The following is a 21334-nucleotide window of genomic DNA, read 5'->3' as shown; positions in this document are numbered from 1 at the left end:
ATTGATATGACGAAATTTAAAGAAGATAATCTGAAAACTAAACCACCTGGATTTAAAACTAAATTTAAAAACTGAGTAGCTAGAGTTGCTAATAAGATCAGGAGCCATTCTGATGTTGAAACTGACGAATTTGTTGATCCCAAATCAGCACCAAATCCGATCATCCAACCGTTTAATTATCAATCTTGAAAACTAGTTGGGAAGATTGTTGATTTCCAAGCTGATCAACATATGAGTCCCCAAGCAAAACCGTTCCGTGAGTTCGTTAACCGTTATTCACGTTCTTTTGCTGGGGTGCTTGGAATGGTGATGTTAGTATTGATCGTTTTATTAGCGATCTTTATTCCGTTTTTCACCCAAGATCCTAATACGACTAATATTGTTGATCGTAATTTAATCTTTAACTCAACTGACTCAAGAAATATCTATCATTTCTTGGGAACAGATGATCTTGGTCGGGATTTCTGAGCAAGATTGTGATGGGGGTTAAGATATTTGATCGCATTAGCTTTTGCAGTAACTGTGATCGAAGTGTTCATCGGTTTAACGATCGGGATCATGATGGGACAATTTGAGTTCTTTGATAAGGTGATGACTTTCATCATTAAAGTGATCTCGATCGTACCTACAATCATCATTCTGATCCTATTAACGATTATTATTGCCCCAAGCTTTTGGGTAATTGTGTTTGCGCTTTCATTAACTTCATGAACGGGGATGGCTAACCAGATCCGTGCTCAGGTTAAACGGGCTAAACACTCTGAATGGGTGATGGCATCTAGAATCTTGGGAACACCAACGTGAAAGATTCTAAAAAACTACGTACCAGTGATCTTACCGATCTTAATTACCCAATTAGTGTTCACGATCCCTGGTGTGGTGTTAGCTGAAACATCATTAGCTTTCATTGGTTTAGCAATTAAAGATATTCCCACATTAGGTAATATTATCTCTGAAGGGCAAAAACTGTTCCCAACTTACGCTAGATACGTGTTTATTCCTGCAACATTCTTAATCTTAATCACAACTAGTGTGCAACTAATCGGGGCTACCGTTCAAGACTCATTAAGAAGACAAAGATAAAAAAAGATTAGCTTATGAAAGATATACAGATGAATAAAAAGAGTTTTGGTTATCGCATAAAAGATTATTTTGCTAATCTTTTTGGGTTTATTACCAATAGAAAGTTTGTCTTTAATTGGGAAGAGTTTAGTAAAAACGTTCGCTATAAAGAGTTTGAAAACGGGGAAAAACTAAGGATCGTTGCTGAGATAAAAGATATTGAACTATCTTTCTTAAACCCATCACGACCAGGTGAAAAGAATAAAGTTTTACGTGGACCTTCAATTGAGATCTATGAAGGTAAAGTACACGCGATCATTGGTGAGTCTGGTAGTGGAAAATCAGTTATTACTTCATTACTTTATGGTTTAACTGGGGATAATGCTGTGATCGACAGTGGTGAAGTCAAACTATTCAATAATAATGTTGAGAAGTTCTCTTTTAGAGATTGAGAACGATCACACTACCGTGGTCGGGTCGTATCAGCGGTCTTTCAAAACCCGATGTCAACCCTAAACCCAACGATGAAAGTTGGTGAACAAATCATGGAAGGGATGTTGATCAACAAGATCGTTAAGAATAAAAAAGAAGCTTACGCACGTGCTGTTGAATTCTTAAAACTAACCAAGATCTCAGACCCTGAAGCAGTGATGAAACTTTACCCACACGAGATGAGTGGGGGGATGATTCAAAGAGTGGTGATTGCTGCAATCGTTTCACTTGAACCTAAGATCTTAGTAATGGACGAACCAACCACAGCACTAGACCCAACTGTTCAAGCATTAGTTTTAGATGTTATCAAAGACTTACAACAAAAACTAAACTTATCAATCGTGTTCATTACCCACGACTTGGGAGTGGTTGCTTCAATTAGTGATTACATCTCAATTATGTATGCTGGTCAGATCATTGAAGAAGGAACAGCACAAGAGATCTTAAAATTCCCTCAACACCCATACACTTGAGGGTTAATCTTAAGTATGCCAGATCTAAACCAAGGTGATCGTTTAGCAACGATCCGTGGATCTGTACCATCTAACCTAAATAATATTGTTGGTGATGCATTTGCAGTTAGAAATGACTATGCACTAGGGATTGACTTCGTTGAAGAACCTAAGTTCTATTGGGTTTCACCAACCCACCGGGTGAAATCAGCATTATTAGATGAAAGAACTGAAAAATACACCCCACCAAAACACATTCAAGAATTGTGAGATTCATTTAAAGCTAGCTAATTATGAGTACAGTTGAAAACAAAAAAGATTCTAAACCATATATTGAAGTTAAGAAAAAACTGTTATTTTTTAAGAAACGTTATGCCAGATTCAATACCCCTGGGATTGAAGAGATGCTAAAAGTTCCTGAAAACAAAGAAGTTTTAGCTTCATTACGTAATGTTGATATCACTTATGGAGTGGGATCTAAAGCGTTTAGAGCCGTAGTGGATATGAATCTAAATATCTACACTGGTGAAGTGCTAGGTTTAGTGGGTGAATCTGGTAGTGGAAAATCAACGATTGGTCGAGCAATCATCGGATTAGTACCACACAGCTTTGGTAAGATTAATATCCTTGATAAAACTTTACCCCAAAAGATGACTCGTGGTTTTAAATTTGGTAAAGCTTTAAAAGAATATAAGGAGATTGAAAAGTTCATGGTTAATAAAGTGCAGATGATCTTCCAAGATCCTGCTAACTCACTTAACCCCCACGTGAATGTGGAAAGTATCGTTTCAGAAGGTTTAACGAACTTAAAAAATGCCAAAGAGATCTATCTTTATAATATTGATCAAGATGTGATTAAACACGTTTATGAACAATGATTAGATCAGAACGATCCCCAAATTAAGCAAGCATTCTATGGTGGTTATGAACACAAACTAGAAGAACTAATTAATAAAGACGAAATTACTGCATATGATGCGATCTATCACGGCTTTATTAATAAGCTTAAAGAGTTTAACCAACTAAATGAAGCGGTTGCATACTTAACTAAAGAACAAGAAAAACGTAACGAACTAAATAAGTTAAGTGAAGTTGATTGTAAAAAGATCTTAGTAAGAAATATCTTAGCTTCAGTAGGACTAGATGAATCAGTCCTAAAACGTTACCCACTAGAGTTTTCTGGTGGTCAACAACAACGGATTGGGATCTCACGAGCTGTGGTCTTAAGACCTAGACTGTTGATTGCTGATGAACCGATCTCAGCACTTGACGTGTCAATTCAAGCTCAAGTTGTTAATATCTTTAACGACTTAAAAAGAAAGTTCAATCTAACGATCTTATTTATTGCGCACGACTTAAGAATGGTGGAATACATCTCAGATCGGATCGCAGTAATGAACAAGGGAAGATTACTTGAAGTGGGGACTACTCAAGAGATTATGAAAAACCCACTACACCCTTATACGAAATCATTATTAGATGCTGTACCATCAATAGCTGGTCATAAGGGTAGTTTGGTTGGTTATAAATATGATCCAAGTATCCACGGATATGATCATAATAACCAACCAGTCTGACAAAAAGTTAATGATAACCACTTTGTTTTAGCTACTGATCAAGAGCTAGCAGACTGAAAACAAGGGAAATATCAAGAAGCTTAAGATCAAATAGCCAACGTAAATCTTTACGTTGATTTTTTTATCTATTACCCCTAATTCCAAAATAAATTTATACATCTTTTTAAGATCGGTGTATAATTAACTCGTTACTATGTTAAGAACTAACCAAAGATTAACTCAAAGTTTTGACAAGATTAATAAGCAAACGTTTAAGAAGAATAAGTGTAATTCTTCTAGTTTTGTATTAACAATATTGTTACGACCAAGCTTGAGTCGGATGAGTAGTTCTAGTATTGAATCATAGATTTGTATCGATTGCTTATCCAAAACCATAATAACCAAATAAAGCAATCGTTTGAAGTTTAAAAACTAAGATCATAAAGTAAATTATCGTGATTGCTTGCCAATCACGATTTTTCTTTTTAAGCGATCAATAACATAATAACTAAGGAAAAAATTAAGAAAGATTAGAATCGCAATGAGATATAGAAATAAAACCATAATCAAAATAGGATCGTTACTTTCGTTTGCTGTTTTATCAACAAGTGCTTTAGCATCTTGTGTTAATAACAGCACAAACAATGATTTTGCTAGAGGATATGTTTTTGAAAATAACGATAACGTTAAAATTAAGGCAGCAGACGGGATCAGAGATCTAGCTTTAAATAAAGAAAGCTTTGTTAAAGCTTTAGAAAATATGGGAGCAACTAAAGCTAATCCATGAAGAATCATTGACAAGTCATTAAGCATAACAACACTAACCGATGACCAAAGAACGATGATTAATAATAAGACTGCTGCTTTAAGATCTTTATCTGATGGCTTAATCGAATATGATTTTCGTTTAAGAGGTTCTACGACACCTTCTGTTAGCGAGTACTTTCTTAGAGCTAATACGACTGCTGGTACCTACTTTTGAACTGTGGACTATCCTGCGGTTGGTTCGTTCATTGAAGGTTGAATTGCCAACACCAAAGGTGCTAAAGTTGATCAATATTTAGTTCAAAGAATAATTGATGTAGCTAATAATCCTGCAGCTTATGTACAAGAATACACCCAACAATATGTTGATCTAACTGCATCTTTAGCTAAAGCAATTATTAAAAGTAATTTAACCCAATTAAAAGCACCAACGATGCCAGCAGCTACTGAAGGTGAACCAGCACAATCATCATCAGCTAGTGATATGGATTATTTGAATATATTTAAAGGTAAAACACTAGCAGAGGTTTTAACAACCAATCAAACTACACTTGATAATTTCCAAAATTCAATTGGTAAGTATTTAGGAGAATGAACAGCAAGTAACACTCCGCGTGCGTTGTATCTGAACTCTTTCTTAGATGATCAGTTCTCATTTATTCCATTACCTTCTTCAAACAATACAACAATTAACCACCTATTAGTTAAAAGTCCAGAATGAAAAATTCGAACTGATTGAAAAGCAGGAGAACTTTTATTAAGAGACTCAAATGGTCCAGCTAACCAAGGGTTTGTTAGTGAATTGCCTGAGAACCCAGCTGAAGGTGAGGAGCTTGCGCTTCAAAAAGCCTTTTCACCTGGAAATACTTCAAATTTCCCAGGCTCATTCTCATACTTAATTTCATCTGAAACAACTGGTGAGATTAATTATGATGCAAACACTAGAACAAGAACTTCTAATCTTACTGGAACTTATAAACTAGAAGGTGCTAAAGGAGTAAAACTTTATGATGCTAATGATAAATTATTAGCAGTTGTTCTACGTCCGACAACGGGTACTGGTGCTGAGATGTGAGCTAAAAGTGTTGAAGATCAAGCTAAAAAAGAAAATCCACATGTTTATATCTCAAAAACAGGTGTGGTTGATCCTGAAGTTGATAGCAATTTACAAAAATACATTGATCAAGCAGTTAGATATGACTGATTGATCGATCACAATGTGAAATGAACTGATCAAAATGAAAACCCTGTAGCCAGTTTATCTGGTCGTGACTTTGAAAGAGGGCTTGAATCGTTCTGATTAGCAGCTGGAATAGACTACACTGTTAATGGTTATCTTTTAGATCTATTAGGTGTTGATCTAGAAAAATCAGTTAACGGGACAGTTTCAGATAGTAATGGCAAAGTTACTGTAACACCAGGAACTGAGAAAATCACTTCTTCAACTTATGATATTGGTAAATTCACAAGTACGGATGACACATTTAGAATCTATCTAAAACAACCTTATGCGTTTGCTATGCAAACCTTTAAAATTAGTTTCCTAACACCGATGCCTTACTGAGATACTCGAGTAAGAGCTTTAAGAATCTCAGGTCAAGCTGATAGTACTGTAAGTAATCTTGGTACTACAAACACCGAATTCAAAACTACTGCTAGCACTAACTGAACTGAAGGAACTGTACCAGGTGAAATAATGGTTAATGCCGACTCGTCAATCGATAAAGAAAAAACAGGATGAACTAAATTATTTGGTTATATCAGCGCATCTGATAGTAGCCAAAACCTAAACAATGCATACTATTCTGGTTCATACTATCTAAGTGCTTATTCTGCTAACCAATTCACCCAAACTTATAACCCGAATTATCAAAAAGCATTTAGTGCAGATTATTATGCTAATAAAACTCCTGTACAAAAAGCTATTACCAACTTTGGTGGTAAGAGAAGCGCAGATATAATCTTCCAAGGTTATCGTGATGATGATTCAAGTCCAACTCAGCTTACTGTGCCTAGAAGTAGTATCACCAGCGCCTCAACTACTGCTAGATACAGACAGTTCTATTGATCATCTCAAGTAACGACTCCTTCTTCACAGATGAACTACACTGTTTGAGCTGCTAGCCCACAAGGTGGTGAGCCTGAATATCAAGATGCTGTAACCAGAAATATCTTTAGAAATTGAAACAGTGATGATTCAAGAATCATCCGTGCTGGAATCGTTAACTTAATTAATTGATACAGACTAGCACAAGTTGTCCAAAGTCGGGGAACGTTCCAATACACTTCAATTCCATATCGATCACTAACTGATAATACTTTATTTGCTACAGTTCCATTACATGATGCTGTTTTAGCGATTCAAGAAAACAAACTGCCAGCGGCATTTAAAGTAAATGGTTATAGTGGTTCATTAAGAAGACCATATTCTGATTTTCAACCAACAAGAACTAATAATCAAAACAACTAAAAAAATAGTTTATTATAATTTTTATGATCGTTTTTTAGTAGATTTTTCATCTACTAAAAAAGTTGATGAACAAAAAACTAAGGTTAACTTAGTTATTTGTTCTTTTATGTAAGAAAACAATGCTAACTTATATTTTAAAAAGAATTGGTTTTGCAGCACTAGCCGTTTTCATTCTTTTAACACTAACATATTTATTAACAGGGTTATTGCCCTATTTACCAATCAGCCCTGGACAAAATGAATCCCCAGCTGCTTTCCAAAGAAGGGTTGATGCACTTGGTTTTAATGAACCGATCATTGTTAGGTATGGCAAATACCTTCATGATCTGTTTGTGAATCATTCACTAGGATAGTATTATTCAAATAGTGCGATTAATATTGGGCAATGGTTTTTTGAAACTGTGCCTAATACACTGTTGATAACTGCAATATCATTTGTAATCTCAATTATCTTAGGGGTTAGTTTTGGGGTGTTGTCAGCTGTGTATCGCGGTAAAGCGCTTGATACAACCCTTAGTACTTTATCTGTGGTCTTTGTCTCTGTGCCAAGCTTTGTGATCGCGATCGTTCTATTAATTATTTTTAGAAACACCGGGGTTCCAACAAGATATGTCGCACCTGGATCAAATGGTTATACGGTTGGGCGGTTTATTGCTTCATTAACCTTACCGATCTTATCGTTAAGTTTGGGTGGGTTTTCAAGCATGACTTATTACATGAGAAATGAGATGGTTGAAGTCTTACAACAAGACTACATCAAAACTGCCAGATCAAAAGGGTTAAGTGAGTCTGCAATCATCTTTAAGCATGCTTTTAGAAATGCTTCAATCCCAATCTTGTCGATCATTGTTCCTTCAATCTTGGGATTAATCTCATCTTCATTTATTATTGAAACGTTCTTCAGTGTTCCAGGGACAGCATCCTTATTAGTTGCTGCAATCCAAAGAAACGAAGTTAATATGTTAGCTTTCCAAGTGTTGTTCTTTTCTTCACTTGGGTTCTTGTTACAGATCTTATTAGATTTCATCTACACATTAGTAGATCCAAGAATCCGGTTAGCTGAAGCTAATTCGTTTATCTTCATTCGTTGGATCCACAATAGTATTGTTAGAAACAAAACCAAAAAACTATGAGCCTTGGTTAATGAAACCAACGCTTATGTCTTATCAAAAGATAAGGATCAATCTTTAATTGATTCAATTAAAGATAATAATGATCTATCTAAACACAAAGTTGTGGTTGATAAGAAATTTGGCTTGCCAACTAATATCGAATACTTAATTCTTGAAGGTAGGCTGTATAAGTTAGAGAAAGCACTAGGTTAAACAGATGACAATATCAGAATTAAGTAAGAACTATCAATTTGAGAAAGAACTGTTTGATCGAGTGGATGCTAACGAACAATTAAGTAAACAAAGTTTGGTGATCGGTAAACCAACTAACTATATTGTTGAGATTATCAAACGGTTTTTTAAAAACACAGCTGCTGGAGTTTTTAGTGTTTTATTAATTATCATCGTTCTATTATCAATTATTGCACCACTAGTGTCACAATACAGTGCGACCCAACCCCTGGGAATTGATGAGATCTATTTCAACTTACCACCTAGGATCTTTGGAACTAATCCCACCAAAGATCTAATCATCCCAAGAGATCTCTTATTTATTTATGATGGGACGATTGTAAGTGAAACTGATATGGGTAATAATACCGTTTTAATTAGGTTTCACCCATATATGTTAGAAGAGTTAAGAAACGTTTATCCGATCTTGGGAACAACTCAAGGTGGGGTGGATGTTTGGACTAATCTGTGACAAGCGATGGCAGCTTCATTACAATCAGCACTAGTTGTGGCTGTGTTTGCAAGCTTAATCGGGGTGATTTATGGTGCTATCTCTGGTAGTTTTGCTGGGAAATGAATTGATACGGTAATGATGCGAATCGTGGAGATTATTGGTGGGTTACCTTCAATCATCTTAATCATTATCTTGGCACAGATCTTTGTTAGGACCCGATCTACTTCTGGTGGAAACTTAAGTATTGGTTCAATTAATGCGGCTTTAATTGCTTTATATTGAACTGGACCAGCTCAAGTGACTAGAATTTATATTGTTAAATCTAAGGATGCTGAGTATGTTCAAGCTGCTAGAACACTTGGAGCTAGTCAGTGAAGAATTATCTTTTATCACCTTATTCCCAATATCTCTGGTCGGTTAGCTGTGATCTTTGTTAACTTTATTCCAGTGGCAATCTTTGTTGATGCAGGGTTAGTTTTCTTAGGACTTAAATCAAGTCAAGATATTACGTTAGGAACGATCTTATCATCAACATATCAAAACGTGTCACCAGATCTATTACATATCTCCTTACCACCGATTGTCGTCTTTTCATTATTTACGATCTCATTACAGATTATTGCTAATGCAATCAATGATGCTGTCGATCCAAGAATCATAGGTAGAAAATAATGCGCTTTAAAGAACGATATTTGGTCAGTGATCCTAATAAGAAACTAAAACCAGGTTATATGGTTGATATTGATAATCTCAACGTTTCTTTTAAAACTAAAGATGGGATGCTTCAAGCTGTTAGGGGAGTTTCAATCTCAGCTAAAGAAGGTCAGATCATCGGGATTATTGGTGAATCTGGTAGTGGGAAATCAGTTTGTGTTAAATCCTTAATTGGGTTTAATGATAATTCCAAAATTACGGCTGATAACTTAAATCTTTATGATATTGATATCACTAAGATTAAAAACCGCGATTGGTGCCATTTAAGAGGTGAACACGTGACATATATCCCTCAGGACCCATTGATGTCACTAAACCCAACTAAGAAGATCGGTGCACAGATTAAAGAAGCTTTGGTGATCGCTGAAAAAAGAAGGTACCGCCAAGAAGTTGAACAGCTTAAAGATCAATATCTAAAACAAAAACAAGAGTTAGAAAAAACCAACTCTAATAGTGCTGAACTATTCAAACATCTTGAACAATTAAGAGTTGATCATCTAACTAAACTTAAAGAAGCCAAAGATAAATATCGTAACGAAAAAAGCGCAAAATCAATTAAAACTAAGATCTATCAGATCTTAGAATTTATTGGTATTGTTGATATCAAAAATAAGATCAATGCTTATCCACATGAGTTTTCAGGTGGGATGAGACAAAGAATCGTGATTGGGATTGCGATTGCTTCTAGACCAAAATTAATTATTGCAGATGAACCAACAACAGCGCTTGATGTAACGATCCAAGCTAAGGTATTAGATCTGATTAAACGAATTAATCAGATCTACAAGATTACGGTTATTTTTATCTCACATAATATCGCATTGGTGGCAAACTTTTGTGACTATATCTATGTGATGTATGCGGGTAAGATCGTTGAACAAGGTAATATTGATGATATCTTTTTAGATCCACGCCACCCTTATACGTGGGCGTTAATCTCTTCAATTCCCGACGAGGGAATTGAAGGTAAACTAAGATCCATTCCAGGTTCAGCTCCAAATCTAATCTCACCACCTAAAGGAGATGCGTTTGCTGCTAGAAATGAATACGCAATTAAGTTAGATTTTAATAGCCAACCACCATTAATTGAGATCACTAATACCCATAAGGCTGCAACTTGATTATTACACCCAGATGCGCCTAAGATTGAGTTACCTGAATTGGTTAAACAAAAGATTGAAACCTACAAGAAATCACTATCAGATTTAGCTAATATTCATGATAAAGATAAAACCCCTGAAGTAGTTTATAACGTATTTGATATTAGAGAGAAGAAGATCGATGAGTAATAAAAAAGACGAACAAGTTAAAACATTATTAGATGTCGCTAATTTATCAGTAGTTTTCAACTCTAGGGGTTCTCAGTTTACTGCTGTTGATAACGTTTCTTTTAAAGTTAATAAGGGTGACTTCTTTGGGATTATTGGTGAGTCTGGTAGTGGGAAATCAACGATTGGTAAGACCCTAGTTAGACTAAATAAACTTAGTGGGGGGATGATTAATCTTGATGGTCGTTTAATTGGGAATAAGAAATTATCGCGAGCTGATAAGTCGTGATTACACCAAAATGCTCAGATGATCTTTCAAGATCCAATGAGCTCACTTAACCCGATTAAGACGGTGTTAAAGTTGGTGGCTGAACCAATTATGATTAATAAGATGATTCATAAGAAAACCAAAGCGCTTTATCAAAAGATCACTTATATCAAACCTTATTTTCATTACGTTTTTCAAGCTAGAGAATTTGATCTAACCAATCAGTATCAAAGAAATTATTATCAAAAACTAACTGATCAATATCAGCAAGCAATTAATCAGATTAATAATTTCCAGTTAAGTTCATCTGATTTTACTACTGGTTATAAAGAACTAGTTTTCTTATTAGATGATTGATCTGAAAAAGTTCAAAGCAATATCGAATTATCTAAGAAATATTTCTCAGATTATAAGAAGATCATTGATGATTACATCTTAGATTATGATCTAAAAAAATATGATCCGATCGATCTAGAATTTGATCAAGCTAAACTTAATCAAAGTAATAAAGCTAAGATCTTAAAGTATTCCCAACCTGTTTTAGATCTTAAAGAGAAAAAAGTAGCTAAAAAAGCTTTATACAAACAAACAATTAAAGAGTTTAATGAGCTTTATCTGTTTAGAAATTTCTCAGAACTATTAAGTTGATTAACAACCGTTGAATCTGAAGTAAAAAGTTTTAAATACAAGATGATAATGGCCAATAAGCCATTAGATTATGTTTATGCTGGAATCAATTATTATTGGAAAAAAGCTGAACTTAATATCATTAAATTAATTAAGAAAGATAAGTTTTTTGAAAAAGAGAATCTTGATCTATTAATTAAGAAAATTAACGGTCATTTTGCTGATATTTTCGAACCACTTGTTAGTATTGTAATCAACTTTTCAGTTGAATTAAATCAAGATATCTTAAAAACTCATAAGTTAACTAATCAAGCCAATACTTATTTAGATCTAGCTAAAAGATTGTTCCATTCGATTGATCGTGAGCTTGATCTTAAAAAAGTTAATGAAACGATCAATCAGATCAGTTCATTAATTAATTTACATAACTATCTTGTTGATGCTAATTATTTAGATCGTAGTTTTGATCAATGAAAAAATGATATTTATAAAAACTTTGACGTTTAATCAATGAGATTAATCAACACAAACAAGAATCAAAACGGATCGTTAATGAAAAGAATGTTGATCTTTTCAACCTGAAAAAAGAGATCAAACAATTAAACCATGAGATTAGTGAAAATTACCAATCATATCAAATTAGTAATAAATCTGATTCTATTAATCAGCTTGAACAACTTAAAAAAGTTACGTTAGATAAAAAAACCAAACGTGATCAAGCAATCCAAGATTATAAGAATAAATTACCAGAGATCTATGCTAACCGTAATAACTTAACTCAAGAAGTTAAAAAACTAGAAGAAACTTATCTAAGCACCAAGCATCGATTCCATAAATTGGTAAAAGAAAAGATCCATCATTTAGCTAGAACTAATCACTGACACAATAAAGATCTTAAGGTCTTAATTGCGGCAATTAAATTACGTTTTAAATCAATGGATGCTGTTGATTTTGAACATAAAGTAACCACTAAAGATAAGAATATTTACCGTAATTTATTCTTAAAATTGCCAAAATGATTAAATTGAATTTACTTATTTCCATTAAGATCAATCTTAATCCGTGATAAGGTGTTTGATGCATTAAACCAAGTTGGGTTAAAACCTGAACATGCTTATCGATACCCACATGAATTTTCAGGTGGTCAACGTCAAAGAGTGGTGATTGCTAGAGCGTTGATTACAGACCCTCAGATCGTGATTGCTGATGAACCGATCTCAGCACTAGATGTTTCGATCCAAGCACAGATCGTAAACATCATGAAAGAGATGGTTGAAAAACGTGGTGTAACTTTCTTGTTTATTGCCCACGACCTATCGATGGTTAACTATGCTTGTGAGAATGTGATCATTATGCACCGCGGTAAGATCCTAGAACGTGGAAACGTTGATAAGATCTTTAAAAACCCGATCCACCCATACACGAAATCATTAATGAAAGCTTCACCTAAACTGTCTAATATCCATTTAGATCTAGCTTCATTTGATGAAGGGCTTAACTATTACAAAGATTATTCAGTAATTAATAAACCATCATTTTATCAAGTGTCTGATAATCATGAGGTGTTCTGTACGAAAGAGCAATTTGATTTATGGGTAAATCAAAAGCGCTAAAAACTGGTTATAACCACTATTCAAGTAAGTATGTTAATTCGTTAAATAAGAACGATTTAACAGACGATAAGATTAACAATACAATCAACCAAAAAGGCCTAAAATACCCTAGGGGCTGATTTGGTTTTTCTTTTTGTTTGATTATTGTGGTTATTGCTTTATTTCTTTTAATCATTGTTAAAAGAAATGTCCCACCAAAAACTCAAATCTTGGATGCAACAACGATCTCAAGTGGAATCGGTTTTTTATTCCATGCAGTTGGTTTTATTAACCGGCAAAAGATCTTTATGATGTTAAAGTTTAAGTTTAAAAAACTTGAACTGTTCTTTAGTTTAAAAAAACAACGGGAAAAACGCGATTTTTTATACGACCACAACAATGCGACGAACTACATTAAAAGCTATGAAGATTATCTAACTTATGCAGTTGAAAAAAACAAAGCATCGTTTAAAGTTTTTTATATTAGCTTTTTAATCTATGCAATCTGATTTCTAGCGTCAGTAATAATTTCTTTTAGTTTATTTTAAAAAATGTTAAAATTTTTAGGATCTAATTGGGAGCATACTCAAGTGGTTAAGAGGACACCCTGCTAAGGTGTTAGATCAGCAATGGTGCGTGGGTTCGAATCCCACTGCTTCCGCCATTAATAAGTTAATTTTAAATATAAAAGTAGTTCTAAATTAAAGAACTACTTTTTATTATTTATAAAGGTGTTTTTTGTGATAAAAAACATTAAGCTAGCAAGTAATCAATACTCACATTGCTCAAATCCACTTGGCAAATTTCCTAATTTTTATTTATAATAAATATAATTAAATCAAGAATGAATTTTGATTCAGATCGCTCTTGCTTTAATTTAGAAAAGCTGTGTAATCACTTTTAAATTAAAAGTTAACACAACTCATTGTTAATAAGCATAATTAATTCTTCCTGGAATTCAGTTTATTACCTGATATAAAATGACAAACAAACCTTTGTTTTTTTTATTAGTATCTCTTGTTTATTAACTAGCTAAAAAAATAAAAGTAGTTCTAGCGCCCTCTAGAACTACTTCTTATTTTTTATAAGATTATTTGCTTGCGCAATTATTTTTTGCAAGTGCAATCTTTGCAAGTGCATTTGTTTTTGCATTTGCAACTACATTCGTTTTTAAAAAGCATAGTTAATTCTTCCTCCTACTAATTTTATACACCTCATAAAAAATAAGTGGTCAAATTTCAATAGACTAACCTTTTTCTTATTATTAGATTTCGCTTAAAACGTGAGACAATCAAACAATAATCCGATATAATCAAAGAGATTTTTTATTATATTAGAATTTGATAAGTTGTTATGGCATCAATTATTCACGCAAAAGACCTTAGAAGTGGTCATACATTTACTTTAGATGGCAAAATTTATTTGGTGATTGAAAACTCATTTAACAAAACCGCAATGCGCGAAGGCATTGTTAAATGTAAAGTGAAAAATTTACGGACTGGTTCGATTACTACAGAAGTATTAACCGGGATGAAACTAGAACAAGCTAACATTGAAAAAGTAAAAATGTCGTTTGTTTACCAAGATCAAAACAGTTTTGTTTTCATGAACAATGAAACTTATGAACAGATCGAAGTACCTGCTAAGTTACTAGAGTATGAAAAGAATTTCATTACTGAGAACACTGAAGCATTAATCATGCGTTATGAAGATGAGATCTTAGGGGTAAATTTACCTGACCAAGTTGTGATTGAGATCGATTATGCTGAAGACGCAGTACAAGGGAATAGTGTTAATAATGCACTAAAAAAAGCGACTTTAGTTACTGGTTATGTAATTGAAGTTCCCCAGTTTATTAAGTCCAAAGAAAAAGTAATCGTATCAACGGTTGACGGTAAATATGTCTCAAGAGCAAACTAATATCAAAAGTATCCTTTATAACAAGTTTGGTAGTATCAAGATAACTGATAAAGCTTTTAGAAGCTTTATCAAAAATAAGATTGATACTTATCTTGAAAATAACAAGGTGATCGAACTAATTAAAGTTGATCTTTATCATTTTTATGATGATACGAACGCTCAGATTAATATTTATGTCAAGTATCTAAAAAAGAAATATGATAATAAGTTGATTAAGAATCTGTCAAAACAGATTACTAATGCGATCAATGTTGAACTGGGTTTAGTGATTACTTCTGTTAATTTTATCCAACAATTCTAATGAAAAAACAAGCTAACCAAAGATCGCAGTACCAGATTAGGTATGATCGCTTAACTTTTATCTATCAAGCATTATTGCTTGATCTAAATCTTGATGAGATCTATCAAGCGATCAGTCAGTTAGAAGATCTTAAAGATCAAGAGTTTTTAACGAACTGAACTGGGTTGATTAATCAAGTTCCCACAATCGTTTCAGCTCACTTAAAAGAAAGTTGGAGTTGAAACCGCCTTGATTACATGATTAAAGCATTATTTAATCTGGTAATTACTGAAGCTAAAGTGTTAAAAACTGAGAAGGCAATTTTAATCTCTCAAGCAACCAAACTCATCCAAGAGTATGGTGATCTTAACAGTATTAAATTGGTTAGTGCAATTTTAAACAAGGTGATTTAAGCTATGATGAAGTGAAAAAAATGAAGAAACCATTACATTACTTTTTTAGCTAACCTATTTGTTTTCATTGGTTTTAGTATTAATGCAATCTTACTTCGAGAGATCAACCCAATTGATAATAGTAGAGTTGCACTAAGCCCTGAGATCATGATTATCACCGCACTGATTGGTGGGTTATTGGGGATTGCTTTTATTGGGTTTGATATCAAGTTTTTTATCAAGGATTTCTTTTATCAGAAATTTCATTACGATAAAAAATACACCAGAATGTATATCGGTGGGATCTCAGTTTATCTATTTAACATCATCCTTGGGATGTTGTTTGTAGTCTTATCAGTTTATTTTTATCGTCAAGCAGATCTGACTAGTGCGAACAGCTTAGTAACTAATTTCACGATCACAAGAAATCTAATTTACATCTCAATTGGGATCACTAGTGCAATTACGATCGTCAACTTTGTCATTATTCGATTAGCACGACTGTTTATTGAACAAGCACTAGATAAAAGAAAAAACAATACTGATGAAAACCCTAAACCAGTTAATAGTGATGATAAGTCAGTAATCATCTCATTTGATCAGAACAACAATCTGGTTAAAGAACAACCAGTTGGGCCAAAAGCTGATCAAAAACCATCAGGTGGATTAAATGAACTTTAAGGTTTAATTAGTTTCATCACTTCTTTAAGATCTAAGATATTGACCTTATTAGTTTTAAACCCAAAACCTTCTTTAGTCGCATATTTAGGGATTATATGTAAGTGAAAGTGAAACACTTCTTGACCAGCAATCGATGCTTGATTAGATAAATAATTATAACCGTGAACATTTAGATCTGAACGATCTAAAAGCTTCACGACTTCTTGAGCAAGATCAGTCACAGCATGCATCTCTTCTTTAGGAGTGCGACTAAAATCTTGGTGGTGCTTTTTAGGAATCACTAGGGTGTGTCCGTTTGATACAGGAAAAGCATCTAAAAAAGCGATTGCTAAATCGTTTTGCGCCACTACATGAGCTTGGATTTCGTTATTAATAATCTTACAAAAGACACAATTAGTCGTTGTCATATTGATTTTCTCTAAACTGTTGGTAAACAAATATTAATATAATAATAATATTAATTTTATATGGTTAATGATAATAGTACAGTAATTTTAGCAAAATTGTCGAATTACCTTTCTAACCTAAATAATGCTAAAGTAAAAGAGCATTGTTCTTTAATAAAAAAGCAAAATAGTTTTGCCACCAGCAGTTTTGCTTTTTTATTTCTAAGTGCTTTTTTAGGTTTATTACTAACAGTTAATGTCTTTGTTATTATTTGGACTTCTTATCATCAAAAGATCGATTATGATGATCAAGAAGCTGTCAAACTATTATTAACACAGTTTGAGACAAACTGATTAATTAGTAAGGTGTTAGTTAGTTTATTATTAATCAGTTTAGTCATTTTAATTAGCTTAATCTGTTTTGGTTATTATTTTAACAACTACAAACAGCTAGACACACCAATTAAAGAGATTAAAAAACCGGTTAATTTTATTAACCGGATTAGTTTGGTCTGTGCTTGTTTTGCGATCTTTTTAGTCTCGTTTGGATATTTCACCTTCTTTATTTATTCAAATGATTATCATAATGCGATTAAGAGAAAACAAGCATTTGATTATATGCTTAAACCCGATTCGATCGTTAATACGAAAACGTTGATTAGTGCGATCTTAGGGATCTCATTTTGTTTGGCACTAATTCTGTTGATCGCTTCATTCTTAGTTTATAGTGTGTTTAGTGTGCAATACAATTATTTTAGTTCACTAGATAAGTTAAGAAGAGCGATCATTAAATTAAATGCGCAAACAAAACTAGAAGAAAAAGTTCAAGTTTCAACCAAGATTAATGTTGAAGCTGAACCGATTAAAGAAGAAGTTAAAGTTGAACCAACTCAAACAACTAAGATCAACCAAGAAGCTGATCTTAATGATTTATTTAAAAAGTTTAATAAGCAACCTTTTAATAAATCAGCTACCCAAACCCAATCAGTTGAGCCAAATATTCGAACTAACCAAGTAGATGATTCTACAGTTAAGGCTCAACAAACTACAGAATACGTTTGAAATACCCAACAAGCTAATCCAACTCAAGAAACTCAAGTTAATAATAATCAAAATCCAACTAGTTCATTAAAAGATATCTTTAAAAAGATGAACAGTTACACTAAAACTGAGACTGTTAATAATCAAACAGGACCAGTTGAACAAGAAGTTAACCAAACTAGTTCGACATCAACAACTAATGTTAGTCCAGCTGATCTATATAAAAATATCTTTAAGTTTAAATCACCATTATGAGCAACTAACGAGATTAATAATCAAAAAGAAACAAGTTCAGTTGATGAGAATAATACCCCTAAACAAGAAGATTATGGGATTGGGGTTAAATCAATTAACCAAGCAGAAAAACAAAAAGAAGAATTAAAGAACTTATTTAAGAAAATTAAAGATTCTAAGGAATAAATTTAGGTAATAAAAAAAGCTAATCTGATCAGTAGACCGAAAAGTTTCTACTGATCAGATTTATATTTTTATAGATCGTTTTATCAACTAAAAAAAACTTTTCTGGTTTATTTAAATACCACAAGAAAAAAACTTGCGAATATCTTTATAGATTTGTTTTTATTTTTATAAAATAAATAAAGAAATCATTTCAATAAAAAATAACAAAAAGAAGAAAATAAAATGGCAAAGACAAACAGTACTAGCAAAAACAATAAATTAGAAATAAAGAGTGTTTTTGCATACCAAGCATTTGATTCAAGAGGTTTTCCTACAGTTGCTTGTGAAGTTGTTTTAAACGACGGATCTAAAGGATTATCAATGGTTTCATCTGGTGCTTCAACTGGTGAAAAGGAAGCTTTAGAATTAAGAGATGGTGGCACTAAATATCATGGTAAAGGTGTAACTAAAGCTGTTAATAATATTAACAAAAAGATTGGTCCAAAAATCTTAGGTGTTGATGCTACTTTACAAACTCAGATCGATGAGTTCATGATTGAATTAGACGGTACTAAGACTAAAGCTAAATTAGGTGCAAATGCAATCTTAGCAGTATCAATGGCTGTATGTAGAGCAGCTGCTAAATCATTAAATCTACCTTTATATCAATACATTGCTAAGAAAGTGGCAAAAGTTAAGGGTGCTGATTTCATCTTACCAGTTCCTATGTTAAACGTAATTAACGGTGGAGCTCACGCTGATAACACAATCGACTTCCAAGAGTTCATGATTATGCCAGTTGGTGCAAAAACGATGGCTAAAGCGTTACAAATGGCTAGTGAAGTGTTCCACTCACTACAAAAACTACTTAAAGCTAAGAAGTTTAACACTAACAAAGGTGATGAAGGTGGTTTTGCGCCTAACTTAAAATCAGCTGAAGAAGCACTTGATTTAATGAGTCAAGCAGTTGTTGATGCTGGGTATGCTTTAGGTAAGGATGTTGCGTTTGCACTTGACTGTGCAGCTAGTGAATTCTACAGCAAAGAAAAGCAAGCTTATGTCTTTAAAAAAGCAGTAAAAGCTGGAATTCTTTCTGAAGAAAAAGGTACTAAAACAACTGAACAATTAATTAGTTACTTAGAAGATTTAACTAAGAAATATCCAATCGTTTCAATCGAAGATGGTTTAGATGAAAACGACTGAAAAGGGATGGAATCACTAACTAAAAAGATCGGTAAGAAAGTACAGATCGTTGGTGATGACACTTACTGTACAAACCCTGAATTAACTTCTAAGGGTGTTTCATTATCAGCGACTAACTCAGTATTAATTAAGTTAAACCAAATCGGAACATTAACTGAAACGATCCAAACAATTAATATTGCTAAAAAAGCAAACTGAACGGCTGTAGTTTCTCACCGTTCAGGTGAAACTGAAGATGCTTTCATTGCTGATTTAGCTGTAGCTCTAAGTACAGGTCAGATCAAGACTGGTTCAATGTCACGATCTGAAAGAATTGCTAAATACAACCGTTTATTAGCAATTGAAATGCAATTAGGTAATAAAGCTAAATATCTAGGAAGTAAAACTTTCTATAACCTAAGCACACCTGCTGCAACACCTAAAAAGAGTCCAGCTAAAAAAACAACAAAAGCAAAATCAAAAAAATAATTTTATAATTAACTCATAACTAACTTAGACAAAAATAAGAAGTTCAATCCAAAAACTTCTTATTTTTAATTTTGAAACTGAATTATGAACCAGATATATCCTTGAAAAGAGTTTATTGCAAAAACCCTAAAAGCGATGGGGATTCATGAACCAACAAAGATTCAAAAAGAAGCAATACCACCACTACTTAAGCAAAAAAACCTGATCGGTGTTGCACCTACTGGAACAGGTAAAACATTGGCATTTTTATTGCCAATCTTACAAAATCTAGATTTTGCCCAAAATCTGATTCAAGCCGTAATTATCGTGCCAACTAGAGAATTAGCTAATCAAATTAAGAGTGTTTTAGCCAACTTTGTAAAAACAAACAAAGCGATCAGAATCAAATCATTTGTTGGGAGCACACAATTTGATGAACAGATTATTAGTATTAAAAACAACCCGCCACATATCTTAATCTCGACTCCAAGTCGCTTTAATCAAGCGATCGATCACGCTGTTAATTGAAACTTAAAATCAACTAAGTACTTGATCTATGATGAGATCGACATGATGATCGACCAAGGTTTTTTTAGTGATCTAATTAAAACCCAGGAATATATCTTTAATGCTAATAAAAAAGTTAGTATTGCAGCATTTAGTGCAACATTACACCTTGATGCGATCAACAAGATTAAGCGCTTTATTAAAAATGCCACTCCGATTAATGTTTCAGATTCAATCTGGGTGAATGAAAAGATTAAACACTATCTGATCAAAAACAAGAGTTTAGACAAATTAGATTCTTTGCATGCAGTAATTAAAAATATTGATCCTTATCTGTGTTTAATCTTTGTTAATAAGATTAAAGATATTCCCCCAATACAAAACTGATTTGAACAAAACCAGATTGGTTTTGCTACTTTACACGGAAAACTAGATAAAAGAGTAAGAAAACAACAATTTGATCTGATCAAAAACAATCAAGTTAAATATGCGATCGTTTCTGATCTTTCATCTCGGGGGATTGATTTCAAGGCAGTTTCACATGTTATTTCATGAAACTTACCTAAAGATGATATCTGATATATCCACCGTTCAGGACGAACTGCTAGGGGCGATCAAGAAGGTGAATCTTATGTCTTTTATGATCCAGATGATGAAGCAATCTTAAAACGGCTAGAAAATAAAAAACTAGTTTTTATCCCGTTAAAGATTAATCGTGATCTATCTTTAACCAGATATCAACTAGTTAAACCTGAACATAAAAAAAGGGTTGATGATCATCTGACTAACGAAATCAAAAAAGTCTTAAGATCAGCCCCTAAAAAAGTCCAACCAGGTTATAAAAAGAAGATCAAAGAACAGATTAACAAGATCAAATCTAAAGCAAAGCGTGAAGCGATCGAAGCTAAAGTTAAACAACGCTTAATTAGTTCTTATAAGAAAAAAAATCGCAAGCTTAAAACTGAGTAGTTTCTGAGTTTTGAGCTAGAATTTTAGAGACAAAAACAGAAGAAAA

General features: G+C 33.2%; 19 protein-coding genes and 1 tRNA gene. 19 read left to right on the top strand and 1 reads right to left on the bottom strand.

The genetic code is table 4. The features are described from left to right. The first annotated feature begins 6 nt into the window (after positions 1-6). From D2833_RS02890 to D2833_RS02825, 16 genes are all read left to right on the top strand, one after another. A complete protein-coding gene (locus D2833_RS02890; protein ID WP_027333132.1) occupies positions 7-1083 on the top strand; it encodes an ABC transporter permease in 1077 nt (358 codons plus the stop codon). A 29-nt stretch (positions 1084-1112) separates the two neighbouring features. Beyond that, positions 1113-2297: an ABC transporter ATP-binding protein gene (locus tag D2833_RS02885; protein WP_323749057.1), complete on the top strand. Its 1185-nt coding sequence runs from the start codon at positions 1113-1115 to the stop codon at positions 2295-2297. Between the two features lie 2 nt (positions 2298-2299). Beyond that, positions 2300-3667, top strand: a complete 1368-nt coding sequence (locus D2833_RS02880) for an ABC transporter ATP-binding protein (protein ID WP_011113769.1) — start codon at positions 2300-2302, stop codon at positions 3665-3667. A 436-nt stretch (positions 3668-4103) separates the two neighbouring features. Further along, the gene (locus D2833_RS02875; protein WP_027333133.1) at positions 4104-6797 is read left to right on the top strand and encodes an MG321/MPN456 family lipoprotein; all 2694 of its coding nucleotides are present in this window, start codon (positions 4104-4106) and stop codon (positions 6795-6797) included. A gap of 119 nt (positions 6798-6916) precedes the next feature. Further along, positions 6917-7150, top strand: coding sequence for an ABC transporter permease family protein (locus D2833_RS04270; protein ID WP_231992402.1), 234 nt, complete (start codon positions 6917-6919; stop codon positions 7148-7150). Between the two features lie 48 nt (positions 7151-7198). Further along, complete coding sequence (locus D2833_RS02870) at positions 7199-8122, top strand: ABC transporter permease (RefSeq protein ID WP_231992401.1); 924 nt, start codon at positions 7199-7201, stop codon at positions 8120-8122. 4 nt (positions 8123-8126) lie between these two features. Further along, on the top strand, positions 8127-9266 hold the full coding sequence (locus tag D2833_RS02865) for an ABC transporter permease (protein WP_011113764.1): 1140 nt from the start codon (positions 8127-8129) through the stop codon (positions 9264-9266). Then, on the top strand, positions 9266-10597 hold the full coding sequence (locus D2833_RS02860) for an ABC transporter ATP-binding protein (protein WP_011113763.1): 1332 nt from the start codon (positions 9266-9268) through the stop codon (positions 10595-10597). The genes D2833_RS02865 and D2833_RS02860 overlap by 1 nt, the downstream gene beginning before the upstream one ends. Further along, on the top strand, positions 10590-11978 hold the full coding sequence (locus D2833_RS04420; RefSeq protein ID WP_408633949.1) for an ATP-binding cassette domain-containing protein: 1389 nt from the start codon (positions 10590-10592) through the stop codon (positions 11976-11978). Before D2833_RS02860 ends, D2833_RS04420 begins: the two co-directional genes overlap by 8 nt. Before the next feature lie 329 nt (positions 11979-12307). Continuing rightward, positions 12308-13084: an ATP-binding cassette domain-containing protein gene (locus D2833_RS04415; RefSeq protein ID WP_408633948.1), complete on the top strand. Its 777-nt coding sequence runs from the start codon at positions 12308-12310 to the stop codon at positions 13082-13084. Then, positions 13063-13611 (top strand): hypothetical protein, encoded by a 549-nt coding sequence (locus D2833_RS02850; protein ID WP_011113761.1) that lies wholly within the window; start codon positions 13063-13065, stop codon positions 13609-13611. The genes D2833_RS04415 and D2833_RS02850 overlap by 22 nt, the downstream gene beginning before the upstream one ends. Positions 13612-13639: 28 nt before the next feature. Beyond that, positions 13640-13727 (top strand) — tRNA-Ser (locus D2833_RS02845). Between the two features lie 689 nt (positions 13728-14416). Further along, on the top strand, positions 14417-14983 hold the full coding sequence (efp, locus tag D2833_RS02840) for an elongation factor P (RefSeq protein WP_011113760.1): 567 nt from the start codon (positions 14417-14419) through the stop codon (positions 14981-14983). After that, positions 14964-15284 carry a hypothetical protein gene (locus D2833_RS02835; protein WP_225306271.1) on the top strand — a complete coding sequence of 107 codons (321 nt, stop codon included), beginning with the start codon at positions 14964-14966 and terminating at the stop codon, positions 15282-15284. The genes efp and D2833_RS02835 overlap by 20 nt, the downstream gene beginning before the upstream one ends. Further along, the gene (locus tag D2833_RS02830; protein WP_011113758.1) at positions 15284-15676 is read left to right on the top strand and encodes a transcription antitermination factor NusB; all 393 of its coding nucleotides are present in this window, start codon (positions 15284-15286) and stop codon (positions 15674-15676) included. Before D2833_RS02835 ends, D2833_RS02830 begins: the two co-directional genes overlap by 1 nt. Positions 15677-15679: 3 nt before the next feature. Then, on the top strand, positions 15680-16336 hold the full coding sequence (locus D2833_RS02825) for a DUF5453 family protein (RefSeq protein WP_011113757.1): 657 nt from the start codon (positions 15680-15682) through the stop codon (positions 16334-16336). On the opposite strand, the gene D2833_RS02820 is transcribed toward D2833_RS02825, so the two are convergent. Continuing rightward, positions 16333-16773 carry an HIT family protein gene (locus D2833_RS02820; protein WP_011113756.1) on the bottom strand — a complete coding sequence of 147 codons (441 nt, stop codon included), beginning with the start codon at positions 16771-16773 and terminating at the stop codon, positions 16333-16335. The two genes, D2833_RS02825 and D2833_RS02820, sit on opposite strands and share 4 nt — an antisense overlap. A gap of 30 nt (positions 16774-16803) precedes the next feature. Between D2833_RS02820 and D2833_RS02815 the strand changes: the two genes are divergently transcribed. The 3 genes from D2833_RS02815 (at position 16804) to D2833_RS02805 (ending at position 21288) form a co-directional block, all read left to right on the top strand. Then, positions 16804-18183: a hypothetical protein gene (locus D2833_RS02815; RefSeq protein WP_117274055.1), complete on the top strand. Its 1380-nt coding sequence runs from the start codon at positions 16804-16806 to the stop codon at positions 18181-18183. A 222-nt stretch (positions 18184-18405) separates the two neighbouring features. Next, complete coding sequence (eno, locus tag D2833_RS02810; RefSeq protein WP_011113754.1) at positions 18406-19833, top strand: phosphopyruvate hydratase; 1428 nt, start codon at positions 18406-18408, stop codon at positions 19831-19833. Between the two features lie 84 nt (positions 19834-19917). Next, positions 19918-21288, top strand: coding sequence for a DEAD/DEAH box helicase (locus D2833_RS02805; protein WP_011113753.1), 1371 nt, complete (start codon positions 19918-19920; stop codon positions 21286-21288). Positions 21289-21334: the final 46 nt, after the last annotated feature.

Origin of the sequence: Mycoplasmoides gallisepticum (assembly GCF_900476085.1) — a bacterium.
In the GTDB taxonomy this organism is placed as follows: Bacteria; Bacillota_I; Bacilli_A; order Mycoplasmatales; family Mycoplasmoidaceae; genus Mycoplasmoides; species Mycoplasmoides gallisepticum.
This window is presented reverse-complemented; position numbering and strand designations above follow the sequence as displayed.